This is a genomic window from Stenotrophomonas maltophilia, from assembly GCF_900186865.1.
Taxonomy (GTDB): domain Bacteria; phylum Pseudomonadota; class Gammaproteobacteria; order Xanthomonadales; family Xanthomonadaceae; genus Stenotrophomonas; species Stenotrophomonas maltophilia.
Genome location: NZ_LT906480.1, coordinates 3,038,823 through 3,059,571, shown reverse-complemented (window position 1 = coordinate 3,059,571; position 20,749 = coordinate 3,038,823). Strand labels below are relative to the sequence as shown.

Below are 20,749 nucleotides of genomic sequence, written 5' to 3'. Positions count from 1 at the left end.
GAGCGTCGTCATCCTGGGTAGACGCGGTGATGGGCCCAATGTCAGGGTGCATCGCGCTGCTCCTCGCGCGGCGGCAACCACACCTGCATGCCCGCGCCGATACGCAGTACACGCACATGCAGCTGCGCGGCGAGCTGGTCGCGGTTGCTGGCGGCACCATCTGCATTGCCCAGTAGGGTGACCGGCCGTTGGCGAAGCCGTGCACCGACGATCCAGGTATGTCCGCCATGCCAACGGTCCAGCCCCTGGGTGACGTCGGCAAGCGGCGCCGAAACCCAATGCAGGCGCCGTTCGCGCCAGGCCAGGGTGCTGTCGTCTGCCGGATGTGCTGCAGCAGTCGCTTGTCCGTTGAAGCGTATCTGCTGCCCCTCACTGGCCTGCACGCTGGCGGTACCGCTTTCTACACGGACGCTGTGCTCGGTGACCGTGACCACGCTGTTGTCGCCCTGCACGGCCAGATCAAACGCGGTTCCCAGCGCAGTGACCGTGCCCTGTGGAGTGTGTACCTGGAATGGCCGGTCGGCATCGGCGGCGACCTTGAACCAGGCTTGCCCCTGCTGCAGCTGCAACTGGCGGCGCTGTGCATCGACGCGCACATGCACTTCGCTGCCCGGTGACAGCAGGACGTGCGAACCGTCTGGCAGGGCTTCATCACGGATCTCGCCTGCAGCAGTGCGCAGTACCTGCGCAGCGGGTGGCGAGGCGGTGCGGCTGTACAGGCCGAGCGCGCACAGCAGCAGTACCGCAATGCCGGCCTCGCCCAGGCGCCGCCGCTGCCGCCGTTGCTGTTGCCGTTGAAGACTGGGCAAGGTGGCACCGGCCTGCCACAGCTGCTGCAGATGCTGGTACTGCGCAACATGGCGCGAATCGGCCTGGCACCACTGGTCGAACGCGTTCTCGTCGCGGGTGCCATCGTGTCCATCCAGCCACCAGCGTGCGGCTTCGCGCGCGATCGCGTCCTGGCTCATGCGCCGGGCACCTGCTGCAGGGCGACGAGGGCGCGCAGCAGATGGCCGTGCGCGGTCTGCCGGCTGATGCCGAGCTGGCGCCCGATCTCGGCAAGCGCCAATTGTTCAACCCGCGCCAGCAGGAACACCTGGCGCGAGCGCGGTGGCAGCGCGGCGACGATCGCGTCGAGGTGGCGCAGCTGTTCGGCGTCGAGCAGTCGCTGCTCGGGCAGTGGTGCAGGATCGGCGATGGCCTGCAACTGCGTGTCATCCAGTACCTCTTCGCGACGGCGCTGGCGCTGCCGGTAGTGATCCGCGATCAGGTTGTGGGCGACGCGGTACAGATAGGCGCGGCCGTTGCTCAGCAGGCCGCTGGCGGCGACTTTGACGACACGCAGCCAGGTTTCCTGGACGACGTCATCGGCGTCGCTGCGTTGCGGGAGTTTGCGGCGGACATGGGCGTGCAGCGGCCGGTAATGGGCCGCGCACAGCTGCGCGACATCCGTCGGTTCGACAGGCGTGGACACGGGGCGGGCGACAACTGGGAAAGGGAACAGCCCGCGGCGGCAAGGGCAGCGGCTGCACCTTACAGCAAAAGAGAATCATTTGCATCAATGGCGCGAGGCACGGCACGCATGGGTCACCGCGGCGTCAGCGCGGACGATAGTCGCAGTGGATCTGCAGGGCTTCGGTGGCGTTGTGATGCAGCTCGAAGCCGCACTGCTGCAGGCTGCGCTTCACCTGCACGACGGCTTCGGAATGACGGGCAACGCGACGATCCTGCCAGCGCGGTGGGGTGAACACGCCCAGGGGCAGCAGCCGCAGCCGCTTGCCGTGCAGTACCAGTGAGACATCGACATGACGGCCATCGATGTCGTGGCCGTTGGCACCGAAAATGGCATCGATCTCATCGCGGCGTTGCGGGTAGCAGGTGCGGAATGCTGCGATGCCGAGCCGTCGTACCGCGCGGCGGAAGCCGCCGAGACGGCTGTGGCCGGGTTCGAAGCCACGGGTGAGCAGCAGGCGCAACCCGGCAGGCAGCATCGCCTGCGCGTCGAGCAGGCGTTGCAGTACCTCTTCTTCCAGTTGGATGCGGGTGGAGGGCCAGCGCGGGGCGATGAGCAGTCCGTGGTGGTTGCCGCGTTGCAGGGTCAACATGCGTGAAGCTTCGCACGCGGGCGAACAGCCGCGGTAGTGCCGGCCGCTGGCCGGAAGATCCGGATGCCGGCCAGCGGCCGGCACTACCATCGGGTCAGATGTCGCGGTACTGGATCTGCGAAGCCAGTACCCGCAGGCCATCGGCATTGCTGGACAGGATGCGCTCTTCGCCGACACCTTTCTGCCGTTTCAGCTGGAAGCCCTGATCGGCAGGCAGCTGTGCGGCAATGGCGTCCATGCGTTGCAGGGCATCGGGGCCGCTGCAGTCGAAGTGGCCCCAGTGGGCGCCATCGCGGTGGATCTGCAATCGGTAGTTCATTGCGGTGTCTCCGGCAGATCCTGCAGCCAATGGTCGAACATCGCGGTGGCGGCCGCTGCCAGCGGTGCGCCATAGCGACGCGCCTGCGCACGCAGGTCGTTGGGATCGATGCCGGCCTGGGCCAGCTCCAGCGTGTGGCCGATCAGCCAGCGCTCGAACTGGCGGGCATCCAGTTCCGGGTGGCATTGCAGGGCCAATGCGTGGCTGCCGATGGCGAACGCCTGGTGACGGCAGGCCGGCGTGCTGGCCAGGCGGCGTGCGCCGGCCGGAAGTTCGAACGCCTCACCATGCCAATGCAGTACCGGAATGCCCTGCAGGGACTGCAGCGGAGAACGCTGGCCTTCATCGGTCAGCAGCAGTGGCGCAAAGCCGATTTCCTTGCCACCACTGGGAGCGACACTGGCACCGAGTGCCCGCGCCATCAGCTGTGCACCCAGGCAGATGCCCAGGGTCGGCCGCTGCCGCTGCAGCCGGCGCTGCAGCAGGGCAATGCTGTCGTTGACGAAGGGGTAGGTCCCTGTGTCATTGGCACTGATTGGACCGCCCAGCACGACCAGCAGGTCGGCGGTTTCGGCGTCATCGAGCGCATCGACGCCGGCCTGCAGCAGCTGCAGCTGCCAGCCTTGCGCCAACAGCAGTGGCTGCAGGGTGCCGAGGTCTTCAAAGCCAACGTGCTGCAGGACAACCGCGTGCTTCATGCCGGGGCTCCGCTGTTCGGCCAGTAGAAGCTGTCCGGGGTGGCGCGGGCGCCGAAAATGGCCTGGCCGACGCGGACCACGGTGGCACCTTCCTCGATGGCCACTTCGAAATCACCGGACATGCCCATCGACAGCTGCGACAGGTCCAGGTCGGGCGGGGCGGTGCGTTGCAGCTGGTCGCGCAGTTCGCGCAGGCGCACGAAGCAGGCGCGCACGCGCTCGACGTCGGGGGTGAAGATGGCCAGGGTCATCAGGCCGCGCACGCGCAGGCGATCGAAGGCTGGCAGCTGTTGCACGAAGGCCTCGACCGCGTCGGGTTCCAGTCCGTACTTGCTGGGTTCGGCCGAGGTGTTGACCTGCACGAACACATCCAGGGTGCGCTCTTCCAGTTGCAGGCGCTGCTGCAGGGCCTCGGCTACGCGCAGGCTGTCCAGCGCCTGGAACTCGCTGGCAAAGCGCGCCACGTAGCGCGCCTTGTTGGTCTGCAGATGGCCGATCACCGACCAGTGCACGCCCAGGTCGGCCATCGCTTCGGCCTTGCGTTGTGCCTCCTGCACCTTGTTCTCGCCAAGTTCGTGGCAGCCTGCGGCCACCGCCATGCGGATGCGGGCTTCATCGACGGTCTTGCTGACCGGCAGCAGGCGCACGCTGGCCGGGTCCCGGCCGACGCGGGCGCAGGCATCGGCGATGCGTTGGCGCACCGTGACCAGGTTGGCGGCGATCTGTTCAACGGACTGGGCGACGGGCCAGTCGGCGGCGGCAAGGGGCATGCGGGCACCTCCAATGCAGGGCGGCCAGGGTGGGATACACTGGCACAGGACAAGAGATATTTTGGCATAGGACAAAATGAAAATCACCGGGCACAGTGCCGAGTCGATCTTCGACAGCATCCGTGAGGGCATCGGCGAGGGCCGCCTGCCGGCCGGCAGCGTGCTGCCGCCGGTGCGTGAACTGGCCGAGCAACTGGGCGTGAACCGCAACACCGTGGCCGCTGCCTACAAGCGCCTGGATGCGGCGGGCCTGGCCAGCACGGCGGGCCGCCGCGGCACGGTGGTGCGTGGCCTGCCGCCGCCGCTGGCGCGCGAGGGCAGTACGCCCGGGCTGGCGCTGCAGGACCTGGCCGGTGGCAATCCGGATCCGCGCCTGCTGCCGAACCTGCGCCTGGCCCCGGCCGCACCGCGGCTGTATGGCGTGGGCACGGTCGACCCGAGGTTGCAGGCGCTGGCGCGCGCCTCGCTGGATGCGGACTGCCCGGCGGGTTATGCGCTGGAGCTGACCCATGGCGCGGTCGATGGCATTGAACGCCTGCTGGCGGCCTGGCTGCTGCCGGGGGATCGCATCGCGGTGGAGGATCCGTGCTTCCTCGGCAGCCTCAATGTGCTCAATGCCGTGGGCCACGCGCCGTTGCCGGTGGCGGTGGACGCGCATGGCATGCAGGTCGAATCACTTCGGCAGGCGCTGGAGGGCGGTGCACGCGCGGTGCTGCTGACCCCGCGTGCGCACAACCCGACCGGGGCCAGCCTGGATGCGAAGCGGGCACGGGCGTTGCGCCAGCTGCTGGCGGCCTACCCGCAGGTGGCGGTGCTGGTCGACGATCATTACGCGCTGCTTTCGCAGCAGGCCTACCACTCGGTACTGCCGCTGGATGGCCGGCGCTGGGCGCTGTTGCGTTCGTTGTCCAAACCGCTCGGCCCCGACCTGCGCCTGGCCTGGTTGGCCTGCGATGAAGAAACCGCGATGCGGTTGCGGCTGCGATTGGCGTCCGGCACCGGCTGGGTCAGTCATCTGCTGCAGGATGCGGCGACGTCGGTGCTGGCGTCGGCAACGCAGCGGACGAAGATCGCCTCGGCAGGTGAGCGTTACCAGCAGCGCCTGCAGTCGCTGCAGGAGTTGCTGCGCGCGCGTGGCATGCCGACGCCGCTGCCAATGGAGGGATTGAACCTGTGGCTGCCGTTGTCGGCTGACAGCCATCCTCAGGTGCTGGCACTGGCTTCGCGCGGATGGCATGTGCGGGCGGGCGAAGTGTTCGCGGTGGCGGCGCCGGGACATGGCCTGCGCATCACCTGTGCGGCGCTGGGGACGACGCAGCTGCGGCAGCTGGCCGATGACCTGGCGGCCGTGTGCGGGGTGTAGCGTCGAGCATGGCTCGACGCTACAGAAGCCGATCAGGGCGCGGCGTTGGCGCCAGGGCGCACGTAGTAGGACTGGCCGCTGTCATCGACGAACATCAGCTCCGGCTTGCCCTGCCAGGAGGTGAGCATGGCGCCGGTGTTGTTCTGGTGCTTGACCATCAGGCTGGCGCCGCGATCCGGGTTGGCGACGACCTTGAATACTTCGGTAGTGCCGGTGGCATCGTCGAGGGTGAGCAGGGCTTCGCCGCCGCGGTCGCTGGTGCCATAACCACCACGCTCGGAACCGTCGGGGCCAAGCAGGATCAGGCCAGACAGTGCCGTGGCACGCGGCCCCTGGGTGCGGCCCTGGCTGAGCGGGTCGGGGACCGGTGCGCCGAGGATGACCCGCGGCTGGCCGCTTGCATCGTGGATGACCAGGCCGCGTGCTTCGATGATGCGCTGTGGCGATTGGCTGCGATGCAGGTTCCAGGCGGTCCAGCCGGAAACAAGCAGGGCGAGGGTGGAGACCACCAGTGTGGTCAGCAGCAGCGCACGGGGCATCGGGTGGTCCTTCCTTGGATGTGCCGACGATAGCGGATGCAAAAGGGGATGGGTAGAGTCGACTGTCAGTCGACTGCTGTTCGATCAGATCACGGAGATTCCCGCGCTGGCGCGCGCAAGTCGACTGACAGTCGACTCTACCTCTACCTGCTCGACATCACCCAGTGGCCGTTACACGGTGATTCCCGGCGTCAGTGGAAATCGCGGCTGTGGCTGCGCAGTCCCTGCAGCAGTTCATCCAGGCAGTGCATGCGTTGCACGATGACGTGCTGGACGCCATCGACGCGTTCCAGGCGACCATCGATCTGCATCAGCTGGGTATCGACCAGCACCCGGTGCTGGCGATCGGCCAGGTGCCGCCAGACCACGGCGTTGACCATGCCGGTTTCATCCTCGAGCGTGAGGAAGGTGACACCGCTGGCGGTCTGTGGGCGCTGGCGCATGCGTACCAGGCCGGCGATGCGCACGCGACGGCCATGGCCATGGCTCGCCAGTTGCGCGGCATCCAGGCAGCCACGGCTGCGCAGCTGCACGCGCAGGAACGAGATCGGATGGCGGCCGAGGGTGGTGCCGGTGCTGCGATAATCGGCCTGCATGTCCTCCCAGGCGCTGGGCAGGGGCAACGGCACGCGGGCTTCGGCGGTGGCGCGGGCCTGGTCGAACAGCGGCAGCCGGTTTTCCACGCCGGAGATATCCCAGCGTGCACGATGGCGATGGCCACTGAGCCCACGCAACGCACCGGCATCGGCCAGCAGGCCCTGCTGGCGGCGGTCCAGGGCGGTGCGCTGGCACAGGTCGCCGACATCGTCGAACGGGCGCCGCGCACGTTCGCGCATGATGGCCTGCACGGCGGGCTCGTTGCAGCCATCGACCAGGCGCAGGCCGAGCCGGATCGCGGCTGCGCCCCTGCTGAAATCCAGGGTGCAGTCCCAGTCGCTGTGGCGCACGTCCACCGGCAGCACGCGGATGCCGTGCCGGCGCGCGTCCTGCAGCAGCTGGTCGGGGCTGTAGAAGCCCAGCGGCTGGCTGTTGATCAGGCTGGCGGTGAACGCGGCCGGGTGATGGCACTTCAGCCAGCAGCTGTTATAGGTCAGCAGGGCGAAGCTGGCGGCGTGGCTTTCCGGGAAACCGTAATCACCGAAGCCCTTGATCTGCTCGAACAGGTGCTCGCCGTACTCGCGGCTGAAGCCGTTCTTCAGCATGCCGGACAGCAGCTTCTCGCGATGCGGCTCCAGGCCGCCACGGCGTTTCCATGCGGCCATCGAGCGGCGCAGGGCATCGGCCTGGCCCGGCGTGTAGCCGGCCGCTTCCACCGCCAGCTGCATCACCTGTTCCTGGAACAGCGGCACGCCCAGCGTGCGTGCGAATACGCGTTCCAGCTGCGGTGGGTAGAGCGGGTTGTCCGGGTCGTTCAACGCGTCCGGTCCCTGTTCGCGCAGGATCCGGCGCCGCTCCAGATAGGGGTGCACCATGTCGCCCTGGATCGGGCCAGGGCGCACGATCGCCACCTCGATCACCAGGTCATAGAACGTGCGTGGCTGCATGCGCGGCAGCATCGCCATCTGGGCGCGCGATTCGATCTGGAACACGCCGATGGTGTCGGCGGCGCAGATCATGTCGAAGGTCTTTGCATCCTTGGGCGGGATCGCATCCATGCGTCCTTCATGCAGGCCGTGCTGCTTCAACATCGCCAGGCATTTGCGGATGGCGGTGAGCATGCCCAGCGCCAGGCAGTCGACCTTCATCAGGCCGGTGGCATCCAGATCGTCCTTGTCCCACTGGATGACGGTGCGGTCGGCCATCGCCGCGTTTTCCACCGGCACCAGGGTCGACAGCGGATGCTCGGAGATGACGAAACCGCCCGGATGCTGAGACAGGTGGCGTGGGAAGTCGATCAGCTCGGCGGTCAATGCCAGCAGCCGCCGCATCAAGGGCGTGTCCGGGTCGAAGCCGCGCTCGCGCAGGGTTTCCGGCAGCGGGATGCTGCCTCCCCAGTGGTCCATCGCCGCGCCGAGTTCGTTGACCTGGTCCATCGGCAGGCCGAGCGCACGGGCCACGTCGCGGATCGCGCTGCGGCCACGGTAGCTGATTGCTACTGCGGTCAGTGCGGCGCGCTCGCGGCCATAGCGCTTGAACACGTACTGCAGCACTTCCTCGCGGCGCTCGTGCTCGAAGTCGATGTCGATGTCCGGCGGCTCATTGCGCTCGGCGGAGATGAAGCGTTCAAACAACAGATTGCTGCGCGCAGGATCGATCTCGGTCACGCCCAGCACAAAGCACACCGTCGAATTGGCCGCCGAGCCACGCCCTTGGCAGAGGATGTCCTGGCTGCGGGCGAAGCGCACGATGTCATGCACGGTAAGGAAGTAGGAGGCGTAGTTTTTCTCCCGGATCAACGCCAGCTCATGTTCGATCTGCTTGCGCTGTGCGTCCTTGATGCCGTCTGGCCAACGCCAGGGAATCTTTTCTTCGACCAGCTCGCGCAGCCAGCTGTCCGGGTCATGCCCCTCCGGCACCAGCTCGCGCGGATAGGTGTACTGCAGCTGCTCCAGCGTGAAGTGGCAGCGTTCGGCGATGCGCAGGGTCTCGGCCAGCAGTTCGGCGGGATACAGCTGGGCCAGCGCGGTGCGCGGGCGCAGGTGGCGCTCGCCGTTGGGAAACAGGCGCCAGCCGGCCTCGGCCACGCTGCAACGATGGCGGATCGCGGTCAGCGTGTCCTGCAGGGCGCGGCGGCGTCGCACGTGCATGTGCACATCGCCACTGGCGACCAGCGGCAGGCGGTGACGTTCGCCGAAGGCCTGCAGCTGCTGCAGGCGGCGTGCGTCGTCGTGTTCGTGGTGCAGTTCCACCGCCAGCCACAGGCGATCATCGAAGCCGGCGCGCAGCAGTTCCAGGTCGGTAGCGGCCGGTTGCCGGTCCAGCCATAGACAGAGCAGGCCGTTGGGCAGGCCGAGCAGGTCCTCGCGCAGGCAGCGGTACTCGCCCTTCGCCGCGCGCCGCCGGCAGGTGGTGATCAACTGGCACAGCCCGGCATAGGCGGCCTGGTTGCTGCACAGCAGGGCCAGCTTCGGTCCGTCCTCGACCTGGAATTCGGCGCCGACGATCAGCGCCACGCCATGCGCCTTCGCCGCCTGCCAGGCACGCACGATGCCGGCCAGCGAGCATTCGTCGGTGATCGCCAACGCGCGGTAGCCCTGGCCGGCGGCGCGCGCGAACAGCTCTTCGGCGATCGAAGCACCACGCTGGAAACTGAAGGCCGACAGGCAGTGCAGTTCGGCGTAGCCGGGCAGTTCGCTGTGCATGGCGGCTCAGCCGAACCAGCCGTGCAGCATCCACGGCGCATGCGGATCGTTGCGCTCACGGAAAGCCCAGCCGCGCTGGCCGTGTGCGGTTTCCACCACGTAGTAGTCGCGGCGCGCGTCGGCCTGGTCCCACCAGCCCGATTCGATCCGCTCCGGCCCGGTGACGATGCGCAGCCGCGGATCACGCAGCGGTTGCGGAGTGTCCAGCAACCAGCCAGGGCGCAGCGGCCAGTACGACGGAGGCTTGGCCGCAGGCTGGCTGCCACTGGCGCGTTCGGGGCGATGGTCGGCCTGCACCGCCAGCGGCTGCACGGCGTCATCGCCCAGCCGCGCGCGCAGGCGCTCGCGCAGCTGGTTCCAGGGCATCGCCTGTGCCGGCCGGGTATCGAACAGGTCGCGCGCGGCGGGCACGAACGGTGGCAGTTGTTCGGCCTGCAGGCGCAGTGCGCGGCTGCCGGCCGGCAGGGCGAACGCTTCCATGCGGTTGCGCGCGATCTCGAACAGCAACGCGGGATCGCGTTCCGGTGCCAGCAGGCCGATGGTCAGCACGCTGGCCGGCAGCAGGTCGTGCTCGAAATGCAGGTCGAAGCGCTGCACGCCGCCATCGCGCGAACACAGGAACGCGGCCAGGTCCAGCAGCAGGCGACGCAGCGGGAACAACAGGGCCTGGCTGGATTCGATCTCGTACTCGAATTCGATGCGTGCATCGAAACGGTCCGGTGGCTGGTAGTAGCGCAGTGGCGCGGTGGGTAGCCCACGCAGTGCATCCAGCTGCTGCAGGACCTCGGGGGCAAAGCGCCGGGCCAGGCTGTCGCGCGGCAGCTCGAGCACTGCGCCCAGCGTGCGCAGGCCGGAGCGGCCGAGCACCGTCACCGCCTCGTTGGGCAGGCCGCAGCGCGGCAGGGGCAACTGCGCCAGCGCCGCCGGCAGTTGCTGTGCATCGATGCCGAGGCCGTCGTGGACGTTGGCCAGCACGCGCGCGGCATGTGGGGTAGGTGCGGCCACCAGACGGTGACGGAAGCCGAGTTCGTGCAGTTCGTTGCGCAGCCGCTGCTGGATCGTCAGCCAGTCACCGAACAGGGCGCGGCTGGCGCCGATCTCCAGCACAAGTGCATGCGGGAAATCGAGGCTGACCTGCGAGCTGTAGGCGTAGGCCCAGCTGGCCAGCAGCTGCCGGGTGTGCTGTTCGGCGTTGGGATCGTAATCGTGCAGGTGCATGTCCTGCACCAGCACCTGCGCAGCCGACAGCAGCATGCCCGGGCGCAGCCCGGCTGCGCGTGCCGACGGGCTGACCGCACGCAGTACGCGACGCTGTGCCGGCCCCTGCAGCAGCACCAGTGGGCGCTGCGGATCCGGCTGCAGGCGCAGCACGCTGTCCAGCGCCAGCTGCGGCAACAATAGGCAGGCCCAGTGCATGGCGCGGCCTCAGTGGGCGATGGCCAGCGGCAACGGCTGCGCCGGCGGCAGGCCGCCTCGGCACTTCAGCACCCGCACCTGGCCGTGGTCGAGCTGCAGGCGCAGGCTGGCCGGAGAGGGATTGCGCGCCGCCTGCGCCTCGCGGAACACGAAGCCCAGGCACTGGCCGCTGTCGGCGGCGACCTGCAGCCGGCGCAGGGCGCGATCGTCGGCCTGGTGTGGCCAGCACAGCACCGCCGCGCAGGCGGCAGAGCGCAGGCACTGCTCGGTGGCCCAGAGCGCCTGTTTCGGCGCGGCGTGGATGATCTGCAGCTGGGCCAGGTCCAGCCCGGCTGCCGCCCAGGCCGGGGCATGCGGGCGATAGGGCGGGGCGACCAGCACGATCGGGCGGTCACGCAGGCTCAGCTTGGCCAGCGCCGGCCAGACCAGCGCCAGCTCACCCACCCCGGGCGCCGCCTGCAGTACCTCGCACAGCCCGCTGGTGGGCCAGCCACCGCCGGGCAGGCGTGCGTCCAATGCCGGGTGCCCGCTGGCCAGGTGGTCGCTGGCCGGCCCCTGGCGGGCCGGGCCGCGCCACAGCTGGCGCCCGTCCAGCAGCCGGTCGAGGGCGACGACGGCACCCATCAGCCGGCCCTCCAAGGGAGGCGCCGGGCGGGCTGGAAACGGCAGGAACGGGCGGAAACGGCGGGCATGGCGCGAGTATCGACGGGCCGGTATCAGGGGCTGAGACCAGACATGCTACTCGCCTTGTGAGTAGAATTACTAATGAAATCGGAGGGTCCGGTTTCAGGTTGCTGAAGGGGGGAAGGAGTGCCGACCAAGGTCAGCACCCACAGGCCCTGGTTACGGGCGCACCGGCAGCGCCACCGGGCGCAGCGGCGCGGCATCGCCGCCGCGGATCTTCAGCGGGCCGCCGATGAAGGCGAACTCGTAGACCTTGTCGCGGGCCAGTTCGTCCAGCGCCACCAGCTCGATGATCGGCGCGCCCTGCTGGGCCAGCAGGTAGGTGTGCAGCGGCACGTAGTCGTCGGACACCTCCGAGGGGAAGGTCTCGAAGCTGAGGTTGTCGGCACCGACGATCATCGCGCCGCTGTCCTCGACCAGGAAGCGCGCCGCGTCCAGGCCCATGCCCGGCGGGTTGGCCATGTAGGCCCTGGGCTGCTCGAACAGGCGCATGCGGCCGGTGCGGATCAGCACCACGTCGCCCTGCTGCAGTTTCACCTTCTGGCGTGCCAGCGCATCCTTCAGGTCCTGGCGGGTGACGCGGTAGCTGTCAGGCAGCATGTCCACGCCCTTGGCGGCGGCCACGTCGATCAGCACGCCACGCGCGATCAGCGGCGGGAACTTCTCGATGCCGGTGACATTCCAGCCACGGTCGCCGAGGTGCTTGTCGGCCTCGAAGCCGTTCCAGATCTTCCCGTGGATGCCGAAGTGGTTCAGCGCATCGATGTGGGTGCCGGTGTGGCTGTACATCGAGAATGCGGTGCCGGTGTAGCTGCGGGTGAGGTTCATGGTCTCGCCCACGCCCATCGGGTCGTCCATCACCGTGCCGCGCGGGGTGTGGGTCATCCAGAACTGGTAGTGCGGGTCGCCGGCATCCTGCCAGCTGGGCATGCCGACGTAGTATTCGGTGGCCAGGTCATAGGCTTTGCCGCCGCTGACCCGTGACAGGATCGCCGCACGCGAGGCTTCGGTGATCAGGTTGAGGCGGCCGATCTCGTCCTTCGGCCCCCAGGGGCTGGTGCCGACCTGCTGGCCGGAGGGAACGCGTTCGTGTGCGGACACGGTGGTGGAAGCGGCGGTGCCGCCCAGCAGCAGGGCCAGCGCGGTGGCCAGGGTACGTGGGGTCATGGGGAATCTCCTTGCAGGGTGGGGGAGGGTGCGGCTCAGGCCGCGACCAAAGGCGCCAGGGCCTGGCGCAGGTGTGGCAGCGGCAGGGTCTGCAGGCGCAGGCCGTTGCCGCCGATCACGGTGGGTATGGAACGGATGCCGAGGGCAGCGGCTTCGGCACGATCGGCCTGCACGCGCTGGCGTACTGCGTCGCTGCGCATGTGGTCAGCGAAGGCGCCACGTGGATGGCCCAGCGATTCGGCGATATCCAGCAGTACTTCGGCGTCGCCGATGTTGCGGTGCTGGTGCAGGTGCGCCCATTGCACGGCATCAAACATCGCGCCATGGGCGTCGTTGCCACCGAGCATGCCGGCGGCCTGGCAGGCCAGTGCGCCGAGCCAGCCGGACGGATACTCGAAGTCCTGTGCGCGCATGCCTTCGATATCGATGCGCGCGGTGTCTTCATGCGCGGCGCAGTCGGTCCAGTGGCGCAGGATGATCGCCTTGGCGCGCTCCATCGAGCCGAACACCTCGACCATCTGCGCGCGCGAGTCCTGCAGCACGAAGCTGCGGTGGCGCACCTGGATGCCGAGTTCGGCCGAGACCTGCTGCAGGCGCGGGGCCAGCACGAAGCACCAGCCGCAGACCACGTCGTGGAAGAAATCGACCACCGGCGCGGCGGTGGCGGGGGAAGGAACGGAAGACATCTGCCTGCCATCGGTGAGAGGGGAGGCGGCAGAGTAGGCAGCGCGGCGTGGCCGAAACAGCACGCTGCGGGCAGCTCAGTTTTCGCTGGCGGTTACGAATCCAGGCCGGCGCAGCCGGGCAGCTCGGCGTGCAGGAAATCGATGAAGGCACGCACCTTGGGCTGCAGGTGGCGCGAGGTCGGGTAGACCGCATGCACGAAGCGCGGCGGATAGCGGTGGTCGGGCAGCACCTGCTGCAGTTCGCCACGGGCCAGTGCGGGTGCCGCCAGGAACGAGGGCAGGGCGCCGATGCCCATGCCGGCCACCAGCAGGTCGCGCAGCAGCAGGCTGTTGTTGACGGTGACGCGCGCTGGCAGGGTGATCGTCACCTGGCCATCGGGGCCGAGCAGCGGCCAGCTGCCCGGTGAGTCGGACAGGCTGTAGGCCAGCACGCTGTGCGCCTGCAGATCGTCCACCGCCTGCGGTGCCGGATGCTGCCGCAGGTAGGACGGGGCTGCGCACAGCACCTGCTGCAGCGACGCCAGCCGGCGCGCCACCAGGCGTGAATCATCCAGCTCGGCACGCAGCCGCAGCGACACATCGAAACCCTCACCGACTGCATCGAGCAGGCGATCTTCCATCACCAGGTCCAGCGACAGCTGTGGATGCTGCTGCAGGAAGCGCGGCAGCAGCGGCGACAGCGTGCTCAGTGCGAACGACTGCGGCGCATTGACGCGCAGGCGCCCGGCTACGTCGCCGCGCTGTTCGGCGATGCCACGTTCCAATGCGTCCAGCTCGTCGAGCAGGCGGCAGCATTCACGGTAATAGGCGTGGCCGGTCTCGGTCAGGCTCATGCGCCGCGTGGTCCGCTGCAGCAGTACCACGCCCAGATGCGCTTCCAGCGTGCGCAGCTGCTTGCTCAGGCCGGCGGGCGACATGCCCAGGTCTTCGGCAGCGCGGGCCAGCCCGCCGCGTTCGACGATGCGGCGGAAGGCACGCATCAGGTTGAAGGAATCCATGCCGGCCCCGGGCGCGATGAGGGCGCCATTGTAGAGCCGCGCCGTGCGTGGATACAGGAACACGGCGCCGACCAAGCTCGGCATCCGCCCGCGGCACGCGCTTGCGCCGTTTGTTCAAGCCGCCAACCCGCATGCCACGCCAGCATGCAGGCCCCTCACTTTCCGGGTTGCCCATGAAGCACTGGATGCTCCGCCTGTATGCCCCGTTGTTCCTGCTTGGTTTCGTCTCTGCCGCCATCGTCTGGGTGGGGCACCGCCACGCTGACCCGTTGTGGCTGCTGGCCTTGCTGGCGGCCGCCATCGCGGTCTCGTTCGCCGCCGAGCGTGCCTGGCCGTACGACCCCGCGTTCAACCACGACCACGGCGACAGCCTGCGTGACACCCTGCATGCACTGGTCAACGAAAGCCTGAACCTGCTGTCGATCGCGGCGGTGCCGCTGCTGGCGGCAATCATTCCGTGGCAGTTGTGGCCGGTGCAGTGGCCATTCGCGCTGCAGGTGCTGCTGGCCATCGTCTGCGCTGATCTCGGCATCACCCTGGTGCACTACGCCAGCCATCGCATCGGCTGGTTGTGGCGGCTGCATGCGGTGCACCACAGCGTCACCCGCATGTACGGCTTCAACGGGCTGATGAAACACCCGCTGCATCAGGCGGCCGAAGCGGTGGGCGGCGTGCTGCCGCTGCTGCTGTTGGGCCTGCCGATGCCGGTGGCCGCGGTGCTGGCCTTCGCCATTGCCATCCAGCTGCTGCTGCAGCACTCCAACGTGGACATGCGTCCCGGCGTGCTGGGTCGGGTGATGGCCTGGGCGCCGCTGCACCGCTTCCACCACATGCGTTACGGCACCGCGGGCGACGTCAACTTCGGCCTGTTCCTGACCGCCTGGGACCATCTGCTGGGGACCGCCTTCGATGCGCCGGGTTATCGGCTGCAGCAACGCGACCTTGGCATCGGCAGCCAACCGGACTATCCGCGCGATTATCCGGGGCAGCTGCTGGCACCGTTCCGCGAACTGCCGCATGGCGAGGTGCCGGAGTTGCCGGAAGGCCTGCGCAGGCGCGAATGATTGAACATGTCAGGCCGCGTGCAGCTGCAGGCCCTGCAGCTGCGCGGCACCGATGCCGAACATGCCGCGCAGGCTGCGCGAGAGATGGGCCAGATCGGCGAATCCAGCGGCATGCGCACTGTCGGTCAGGTTGTGACCGCTCAGATGATGCATCAGCGCGCGGCGCAACCGTTGCCACAGCACCCAGCCGCGCAGGGTCACTGCCAGCTCGGACTGGAAACGCCGGTGCAGCTGGCTGGTCGACAGGTGCGCCGCCTCGGCGATATCGGCGGCCGGCACCGGGCCGGGCAGGTGCTGGGCAATACGGGCCAACGCCGCCTGCACGCGGCGGTCCAGCGGCTGTGGGCGGCTCAACCGTGGCAGCCAGTCGTGCAGTTCCATCGCAGTGCCCGGCAGCGCGTGCAGGTGCTGCTGGATCTGTTCGAGGTCGGCATGCGCCGGCTCAAGGAACACCGTACAGCCCGCTTCCGGCGCCGACAGGATCGCGTGCGTCTGGAAGGACGGCAGCCACAGCCGTTGGCCCTGCTGCCATACGCCATCGATCTCGACCTGCCAGGGCGCGCCGTCGCTCAGCAACAGTTGATGGGCGTAGTGCGCGTGGGAGGCGCTGCCACCGGCATGGCCCTGCAGCACGGCCACGTGAGCATCCAGCTGCAACGTGCCATTCCAGGGCAGGGCGGGGGAGGGCATGGAGGGATTGTAGATCCACGCCATGCGTGGATGAATCTCCATCGAAATCAAATATTTCGACAATGAAACGAAGAGCATCCACGCATGGCGTGGATCTACTGCAGGTCGCGAGAGACTGTCGAAGGCGGGGTGGGTCCGGTTGCGGGGGCGTGAGCGCCATGGATGGCGCGACCGAGCTTACATGGACGTACTTGCAGCGCCCCCCGCAGCCGGACCCACCCCGCCATCCCACAGGAAGCCCGCTTTTGCTTCGGCTGTTGCTTCTGAGGTTGCCGGCCAGCGGCCGGCACTACCTCGGGTGCCGGGCGCAGCCCGGCCGTCCCCTCACCGGCCGTGCGGATCCGGCCGGTGATGCACGTACTCGACCACCGTGCCATCGGGATGCACCGCGTTGAACGCCGCCCCGGTGGGTACCACCTGCAACGGGAAGATGATCTCGGCGCCAGCCGCGACCAGTTTGTCGTGATAGGGCCGAACATCGTCGACCAGCAGCGTTCCCGTGGTCGAAGTGAACGGCGCCAGCGCCGTCTCGCTGCCCTCGATCAACAGGAACGCACCGACCATCGCCAGACGCAGCCCGGCCTCCGGAAACGGGAACCCCGCATCGGCCACCACGCCCTGCAGCTGCTCGTAGAACGCCACGCTGCGTTCCAGCTCACCGGGTGCCACGAACACCCGGATCAGCACGCGCGGCGCGCGCTGGCTGGAGGTGTCACAGCGGTCGCGCCAGAGATGGTCGAAGTCGCGATGGACGGTCATGGGCTCGGTTCGTGGCCAGGGACCCTCATTATCGGCAGCCTCGCGCGGCGCGCTGATGACCGCCGGTGATGGCCTGATAACCGCTGGCCGGGTTGCCCCTGTGACTTAGGTCCTGTTGACAGGTGTGAACGCCCTCGCACAATCTTCACAGGATTGGGTCGCCCTGCGCGGCCCGGGCAGGCAGGTTGTCACGCCGGGAGGAGGGTCCCGCGCGCAGACCGGCCCGTCCATCGGCCTGCGGGACGTTGCCTGGCAACCCCTGCGCGGCATGAACGCTGCACCCTTCGGCGGCACTTTCCCTGGACCGATTGCCTTGGCAACGGAATTACGCCTGCCGATGAAAACGTTTACAAAGCCGCTTGCACTGTCCCTGGCCCTGTCTGCCGCACTGGCCGCCCCGGCCTGGGCCGACCCCGCCGCGTTCACTGTGCTGACCCTGGAACAGGCCCCGACCGCCGAGGCGATGCCGGCCCTGGCCGCCCAGCTGAAGACCCTGCAGGTGGACGCGGTGAGCGTGCGCCAGGTGCAGCGCGGCATCGGCCAGGTCGATCCGCTGCAGGTGCTGGCCGATGGCCTGGGCTACGAGTACCGCTTCATTGCTGCCGGCAAGGACGATGGCCAGACCCAGCGCGGCCAGGCCGTGCTGACCCGGTTGCCGATCGCCGCTGAATCCGGCCCCGACCAGCCGGGCCTGAACTACCTGCGCCTGGACGACGGCCGCCACACCGTGGCGGTCTATACCGATGCCGGTGCAGGTGCGGCGCAGCTGCCGGCGCTGGTCACCCGTTCGCGGCTGGGTGCACCGGCGGTGCTGCTCGGCGCGGTGGCCGGTGAATCGGCCAAGGCCGCAGGCTTCGATCCGGCGCGTGTCGCGCTGGAAGCCGATGCCAGCTATTTCAGCGATGGCTTCCAGGCCGCCAGCAGTGCGCCGTTCAAGGTGGAAGGCAGTACCCTGCGCGCCACCCTGCTGACCCTGGCCTACGCCGCCGACACGCATGGCGACAGGCCGTGGATGGACACCACCCTCAACGCCGACGCGCGCGCTGCGCTGCTGCTGAAGGCGATGACCGAGGATGAGAAGTTCCAGATGCTGCACAGCTACTTCGGGCTGGGCAAGGACGGTGGCCCGCTGCCGGAAGGCGCAGTCGGTTCGGCTGGTTTCGTGCCGGGCGTGGCGCGGTTGGGCATTCCGTCGCAGCAGTCGGCCGATGCCGGCGTTGGCGTGACCAATCCGGGTGGCATCCGCCCGGGCGATTTCGCCACGGCGATGCCGTCGGGCCCGTCCACCGCATCGAGCTGGAACCGTGAAGTCGCCTTCGCCGGTGGCGCCACGATGGGCCGCGAGGCATGGCAGCAGCGCTTCAATATCCTGCTGTCGGGCAGCGTCAACCTGCAGCGTGACCCGCGCAACGGTCGCAACTTCGAATACGCCGGTGAAGACCCCCTGCTGGCCGGTTCGATGGTCGGCGCGCTGATCCAGGGCGTGCAGAGCCAGCACGTGATCTCCTCGATGAAGCACTTCGCGCTGAACGACATGGAGACCCGCCGCAACTTCCACGACGTACGCATCGGCGAACAGGCCATGCACGAGTCGGACCTGCTGGCCTTCGAGATCGCGCTTGAAGCCGGTCGCCCCGGCGTGGCGATGTGCTCGTACAACAAGATCAACGGCACCTACGGTTGCGAGAACGGCTACCTGATGAACCAGGTGCTGAAGCAGGAATGGAAGTTCCCCGGTTTCGTGATGTCCGACTGGGGCGGCGTGCACAGTGGTTCGAAGGCGGCGCTGGCTGGCCTCGATCAGCAGTCGGCCGGTGAAGTGTTCGACGCGGCGGTGTTCTTCGACGAACCGCTGCGCCTGGCCGTGCACGGCGGCGTAGTGCCGCAGGCGCGCCTGAACGACATGGTGGCGCGCATCCTGCGCACGATGTTCCTGCATGGCAACTTCGACAACCCGCCGCAGCACCAGAAGGTGGATGCCGAGGCCGGCTTCGCCGTTGCCCAGCGCACGGTGGAAGAGGGCAGCGTGCTGCTGCGCAATGAGGGCAACCTGCTGCCGCTGGCCGACAGCGTGAAGCGCATCGTCATCATCGGCGGCCATGCCGACAAGGGCGTGATCGGCGGCGGTGGTTCGTCGATGGTGGGCGTCACCGCCAAGGGCACCAATGCGGTGCCGGGCGTGATGCCGACCACCTGGCCGGGCCCGGTGATCTTCCACCCGTCCTCGCCGCTGGCATCGCTGCGCGCCGCGCGCCCGGACGCGACCATCGAGTATGTGGACGGGACCAATGCCGCCGCTGCGGCCAAGGCCGCCGCGCAGGCTGACGTGGCCATCGTGTTCGCCACCCAGTGGGCCGCCGAATCGGTGGACCTGCCGGACATGCAGCTGCCGGACAACCAAGATGCCCTGATCTCGGCAGTGGCCAAGGCCAACCCGAAGACCGTGCTGGTGCTGGAAACCAACGGCCCGGTGCGCACGCCGTGGCTGGCGCAGGTGCCGGCGATGCTGCAGGCCTGGTATCCGGGCATCCGCGGTGGCGAAGGCATTGCCGCGCTGCTGACCGGCCAGGTCAATCCGTCCGGCCGCCTGCCGGTGACCTGGGTGACGGACGAATCGCAGCTGCCACGCCCGCACATCGACGGCCTCGGCTTCAAGCCGGCCAAGCCGTTTGGTGATGTGTTCGATTTCGATATCGAAGGCGCCAACGTCGGCTACAAGTGGATGGCGGCCAAGGGCCTGACCCCGACCTTCGCCTTTGGCCATGGCCTGTCCTACACCTCATTCGCCTATGAGAACCTGAAGGTGAGCGTGGAGGGCTCGCGCCTGGTCGCCAGCGTCGACATCCGCAACACCGGCAAGCGTGCCGGTGCCGACGTGGCCCAGCTGTACCTGAAGCTGCCGGCCGGCAGCACCACGCCGATCCGCCTGATCGGCTATGACAAGGTGAACCTGCAGCCGGGCGAACAGCGCCGCATCCGCATCGAAGCCGAACCGAAGACCCTGGCCCACTACGATGCACAGGCGCGCCAGTGGAAGATCGACGGCGGCACCTACCAGGTGCAGCTGTCGCGCAATGCGGCCGAGCCGCTGCAGAGCGTGGACGTGCAGCTGGTGGAGCAGGTGCTGCGCTGATGCCTGAAGACACGGCCCGCACAGGGCCGTGTCTGAAAAAGGGGACGGAGGGGATTAAGTCGTTTATGCACAAACGACTTAATCCCCTCCGTCCCCTTTTTTCATTTGCCAAACCACCCGCGCAGGAAATCGATCAGCTGCCGCACCTTCGGTGAGGGCTGCGTGCTGTGCGGGTAGACCGCGTATACGCTCTGCTGCGGGAAGCGGTGCTGGCGCAGCACCGGGCGCAGCCGGTCCTGGGCCAAGTCGTCCTCGATCAGCCAGCGTGGCAGCACGGTGACCCCGGCGCCGGTCACGGCGAAGGCACGCAGGCTGCTGGCACCATCTACGCGCACCACCGCATTGCCCGGGTTGGTGGCAAACAGGGCGTCGCTGCCATCCGGCGCCACCACCGGCACGTCGGCCAGGCGCGGGTAGCCGAGGCGGGGCAGGGTGCCCAGCTGCACGGGGTCGTCGGCAGCATCGGCAGAGGGCAGGCGTGCCAGCAGGGACGGAGCCGCCACGGGGCACAGTGGATGGCGTTCCAGTTCGCTGGCGTGCAGGCCCGAATCGGGCAGACGGCCAAGACGGATCGCCAGGTCGAAGCGCTCGGGAATCAGGTCCGCCGGCGCGGGAGACGTGGACAGGTGCAGCTGCAGCGCCGGGTGCCGCGCACGGAACGCCTCCAGCGCAGGAATCAAGCGTAGCTGGGCGTACTCCGGCGTGGTGGTCAGGCGCAGCACGCCCTGAAGCTGGTGCTGGTCGCGGCGCGCGGCATCGATCGCTGCCTGTGCGGCATCCAGCGCCTGCACGCAGTGCTGCAGGAACTGCTCGCCAGCGTCCGTCAGGGCCAGGTGGCGGGTACTGCGCAACAGCAGGGTCACGCCCAGCTCCTGCTCCAGCCGCTTCAGGTTGAAGCTGACCACCGCACGGCTGAGGCCGAGCCGATCGGCTGCTGCGGTGAGGCTGCCGGCCTCGACCACGGCGCGGAAGATATCGAAGCGATCGAGGCTGACCATGGCAATTCATTGTCAAAGTGGATTTGACAGTGTTGCAGTTGCTGTCGTGTTTTTCCAA

General features: G+C 68.3%; 19 protein-coding genes. 3 read left to right on the top strand and 16 right to left on the bottom strand.

Features of this window, described 5'->3' with window-relative positions:
- Positions 1-41: 41 nt before the first annotated feature.
- The 6 genes from CKW06_RS14545 to CKW06_RS14520 all read right to left on the bottom strand — a co-directional run bounded on the left by CKW06_RS14545 (position 42) and on the right by CKW06_RS14520 (position 3,892).
- A complete protein-coding gene (locus tag CKW06_RS14545) occupies positions 42-968 on the bottom strand; it encodes a FecR family protein (protein WP_005413795.1) in 927 nt (308 codons plus the stop codon).
- Positions 965-1,474, bottom strand: a complete 510-nt coding sequence (locus tag CKW06_RS14540; RefSeq protein ID WP_012480592.1) for an RNA polymerase sigma factor — start codon at positions 1,472-1,474, stop codon at positions 965-967. The genes CKW06_RS14545 and CKW06_RS14540 overlap by 4 nt, the downstream gene beginning before the upstream one ends.
- Positions 1,475-1,598: 124 nt before the next feature.
- Positions 1,599-2,105, bottom strand: coding sequence for a hypothetical protein (locus CKW06_RS14535; RefSeq protein ID WP_024956788.1), 507 nt, complete (start codon positions 2,103-2,105; stop codon positions 1,599-1,601).
- A gap of 94 nt (positions 2,106-2,199) precedes the next feature.
- On the bottom strand, positions 2,200-2,424 hold the full coding sequence (locus CKW06_RS14530) for a hypothetical protein (protein WP_005410058.1): 225 nt from the start codon (positions 2,422-2,424) through the stop codon (positions 2,200-2,202).
- On the bottom strand, positions 2,421-3,122 hold the full coding sequence (locus CKW06_RS14525) for a glutamine amidotransferase (protein WP_005410057.1): 702 nt from the start codon (positions 3,120-3,122) through the stop codon (positions 2,421-2,423). The genes CKW06_RS14530 and CKW06_RS14525 overlap by 4 nt, the downstream gene beginning before the upstream one ends.
- A complete protein-coding gene (locus CKW06_RS14520; protein WP_005413791.1) occupies positions 3,119-3,892 on the bottom strand; it encodes a YggS family pyridoxal phosphate-dependent enzyme in 774 nt (257 codons plus the stop codon). The genes CKW06_RS14525 and CKW06_RS14520 overlap by 4 nt, the downstream gene beginning before the upstream one ends.
- A gap of 76 nt (positions 3,893-3,968) precedes the next feature.
- Between CKW06_RS14520 and ptsJ the strand changes: the two genes are divergently transcribed.
- Complete coding sequence (gene ptsJ / locus CKW06_RS14515) at positions 3,969-5,255, top strand: MocR-like B6 salvage transcription factor PtsJ (RefSeq protein ID WP_024956787.1); 1,287 nt, start codon at positions 3,969-3,971, stop codon at positions 5,253-5,255.
- 32 nt (positions 5,256-5,287) lie between these two features.
- Here the strand turns inward: ptsJ and CKW06_RS14510 are convergent, their stop codons facing one another.
- The 7 genes from CKW06_RS14510 to CKW06_RS14480 all read right to left on the bottom strand — a co-directional run bounded on the left by CKW06_RS14510 (position 5,288) and on the right by CKW06_RS14480 (position 14,047).
- Complete coding sequence (locus tag CKW06_RS14510; RefSeq protein WP_005410054.1) at positions 5,288-5,794, bottom strand: hypothetical protein; 507 nt, start codon at positions 5,792-5,794, stop codon at positions 5,288-5,290.
- A gap of 191 nt (positions 5,795-5,985) precedes the next feature.
- Entirely contained in the window at positions 5,986-9,096 is a 3,111-nt protein-coding gene (locus CKW06_RS14505) for an error-prone DNA polymerase (RefSeq protein ID WP_024956786.1), read from the bottom strand.
- A gap of 6 nt (positions 9,097-9,102) precedes the next feature.
- Entirely contained in the window at positions 9,103-10,512 is a 1,410-nt protein-coding gene (locus tag CKW06_RS14500) for a Y-family DNA polymerase (protein ID WP_005413788.1), read from the bottom strand.
- Between the two features lie 9 nt (positions 10,513-10,521).
- The gene (gene imuA, locus CKW06_RS14495) at positions 10,522-11,136 is read right to left on the bottom strand and encodes a translesion DNA synthesis-associated protein ImuA (RefSeq protein ID WP_005413787.1); all 615 of its coding nucleotides are present in this window, start codon (positions 11,134-11,136) and stop codon (positions 10,522-10,524) included.
- A 219-nt stretch (positions 11,137-11,355) separates the two neighbouring features.
- Entirely contained in the window at positions 11,356-12,363 is a 1,008-nt protein-coding gene (locus CKW06_RS14490) for a cyclase family protein (protein WP_024956785.1), read from the bottom strand.
- A gap of 35 nt (positions 12,364-12,398) precedes the next feature.
- Positions 12,399-13,049 carry a DsbA family oxidoreductase gene (locus CKW06_RS14485; RefSeq protein WP_012480588.1) on the bottom strand — a complete coding sequence of 217 codons (651 nt, stop codon included), beginning with the start codon at positions 13,047-13,049 and terminating at the stop codon, positions 12,399-12,401.
- A gap of 92 nt (positions 13,050-13,141) precedes the next feature.
- Complete coding sequence (locus CKW06_RS14480; protein ID WP_012480587.1) at positions 13,142-14,047, bottom strand: LysR family transcriptional regulator; 906 nt, start codon at positions 14,045-14,047, stop codon at positions 13,142-13,144.
- Positions 14,048-14,232: 185 nt separating this feature from the next.
- On the opposite strand from CKW06_RS14480, the gene CKW06_RS14475 reads away from it, so the two are divergent.
- Entirely contained in the window at positions 14,233-15,111 is an 879-nt protein-coding gene (locus CKW06_RS14475; RefSeq protein ID WP_231910783.1) for a sterol desaturase family protein, read from the top strand.
- A 9-nt stretch (positions 15,112-15,120) separates the two neighbouring features.
- Here CKW06_RS14475 and CKW06_RS14470 read toward each other — a convergent pair whose 3' ends face one another.
- Together CKW06_RS14470 and CKW06_RS14460 are read right to left on the bottom strand one after the other, a co-directional pair.
- The gene (locus CKW06_RS14470) at positions 15,121-15,825 is read right to left on the bottom strand and encodes a helix-turn-helix domain-containing protein (RefSeq protein WP_024958809.1); all 705 of its coding nucleotides are present in this window, start codon (positions 15,823-15,825) and stop codon (positions 15,121-15,123) included.
- Between the two features lie 300 nt (positions 15,826-16,125).
- On the bottom strand, positions 16,126-16,560 hold the full coding sequence (locus CKW06_RS14460; RefSeq protein ID WP_005410044.1) for a VOC family protein: 435 nt from the start codon (positions 16,558-16,560) through the stop codon (positions 16,126-16,128).
- 337 nt (positions 16,561-16,897) lie between these two features.
- Between CKW06_RS14460 and CKW06_RS14455 the strand changes: the two genes are divergently transcribed.
- Positions 16,898-19,693 (top strand): beta-glucosidase family protein, encoded by a 2,796-nt coding sequence (locus CKW06_RS14455; RefSeq protein ID WP_024957571.1) that lies wholly within the window; start codon positions 16,898-16,900, stop codon positions 19,691-19,693.
- 101 nt (positions 19,694-19,794) lie between these two features.
- Here the strand turns inward: CKW06_RS14455 and CKW06_RS14450 are convergent, their stop codons facing one another.
- Entirely contained in the window at positions 19,795-20,691 is an 897-nt protein-coding gene (locus CKW06_RS14450; protein ID WP_024957570.1) for a LysR family transcriptional regulator, read from the bottom strand.
- Between the last annotated feature and the right edge of the window lie 58 nt (positions 20,692-20,749).

What these genes read in the sequence shown, in the direction of transcription:
- CKW06_RS14545 (WP_005413795.1), bottom strand. Translation starts at nt 968, where the DNA reads ATGAGCCAGGACGCGATCGCGCGCGAAGCCGCACGCTGGTGGCTGGAT.
- CKW06_RS14535 (WP_024956788.1), bottom strand. Translation starts at nt 2,105, where the DNA reads ATGTTGACCCTGCAACGCGGCAACCACCACGGACTGCTCATCGCCCCG.
- CKW06_RS14530 (WP_005410058.1), bottom strand. Translation starts at nt 2,424, where the DNA reads ATGAACTACCGATTGCAGATCCACCGCGATGGCGCCCACTGGGGCCAC.
- CKW06_RS14525 (WP_005410057.1), bottom strand. Translation starts at nt 3,122, where the DNA reads ATGAAGCACGCGGTTGTCCTGCAGCACGTTGGCTTTGAAGACCTCGGC.
- CKW06_RS14520 (WP_005413791.1), bottom strand. Translation starts at nt 3,892, where the DNA reads ATGCCCCTTGCCGCCGCCGACTGGCCCGTCGCCCAGTCCGTTGAACAG.
- ptsJ (WP_024956787.1), top strand. Translation starts at nt 3,969, where the DNA reads ATGAAAATCACCGGGCACAGTGCCGAGTCGATCTTCGACAGCATCCGT.
- CKW06_RS14510 (WP_005410054.1), bottom strand. Translation starts at nt 5,794, where the DNA reads ATGCCCCGTGCGCTGCTGCTGACCACACTGGTGGTCTCCACCCTCGCC.
- CKW06_RS14505 (WP_024956786.1), bottom strand. Translation starts at nt 9,096, where the DNA reads ATGCACAGCGAACTGCCCGGCTACGCCGAACTGCACTGCCTGTCGGCC.
- CKW06_RS14500 (WP_005413788.1), bottom strand. Translation starts at nt 10,512, where the DNA reads ATGCACTGGGCCTGCCTATTGTTGCCGCAGCTGGCGCTGGACAGCGTG.
- imuA (WP_005413787.1), bottom strand. Translation starts at nt 11,136, where the DNA reads ATGGGTGCCGTCGTCGCCCTCGACCGGCTGCTGGACGGGCGCCAGCTG.
- CKW06_RS14490 (WP_024956785.1), bottom strand. Translation starts at nt 12,363, where the DNA reads ATGACCCCACGTACCCTGGCCACCGCGCTGGCCCTGCTGCTGGGCGGC.
- CKW06_RS14485 (WP_012480588.1), bottom strand. Translation starts at nt 13,049, where the DNA reads ATGTCTTCCGTTCCTTCCCCCGCCACCGCCGCGCCGGTGGTCGATTTC.
- CKW06_RS14480 (WP_012480587.1), bottom strand. Translation starts at nt 14,047, where the DNA reads ATGGATTCCTTCAACCTGATGCGTGCCTTCCGCCGCATCGTCGAACGC.
- CKW06_RS14475 (WP_231910783.1), top strand. Translation starts at nt 14,233, where the DNA reads ATGCTCCGCCTGTATGCCCCGTTGTTCCTGCTTGGTTTCGTCTCTGCC.
- CKW06_RS14470 (WP_024958809.1), bottom strand. Translation starts at nt 15,825, where the DNA reads ATGGCGTGGATCTACAATCCCTCCATGCCCTCCCCCGCCCTGCCCTGG.
- CKW06_RS14460 (WP_005410044.1), bottom strand. Translation starts at nt 16,560, where the DNA reads ATGACCGTCCATCGCGACTTCGACCATCTCTGGCGCGACCGCTGTGAC.
- CKW06_RS14455 (WP_024957571.1), top strand. Translation starts at nt 16,898, where the DNA reads ATGAAAACGTTTACAAAGCCGCTTGCACTGTCCCTGGCCCTGTCTGCC.
- CKW06_RS14450 (WP_024957570.1), bottom strand. Translation starts at nt 20,691, where the DNA reads ATGGTCAGCCTCGATCGCTTCGATATCTTCCGCGCCGTGGTCGAGGCC.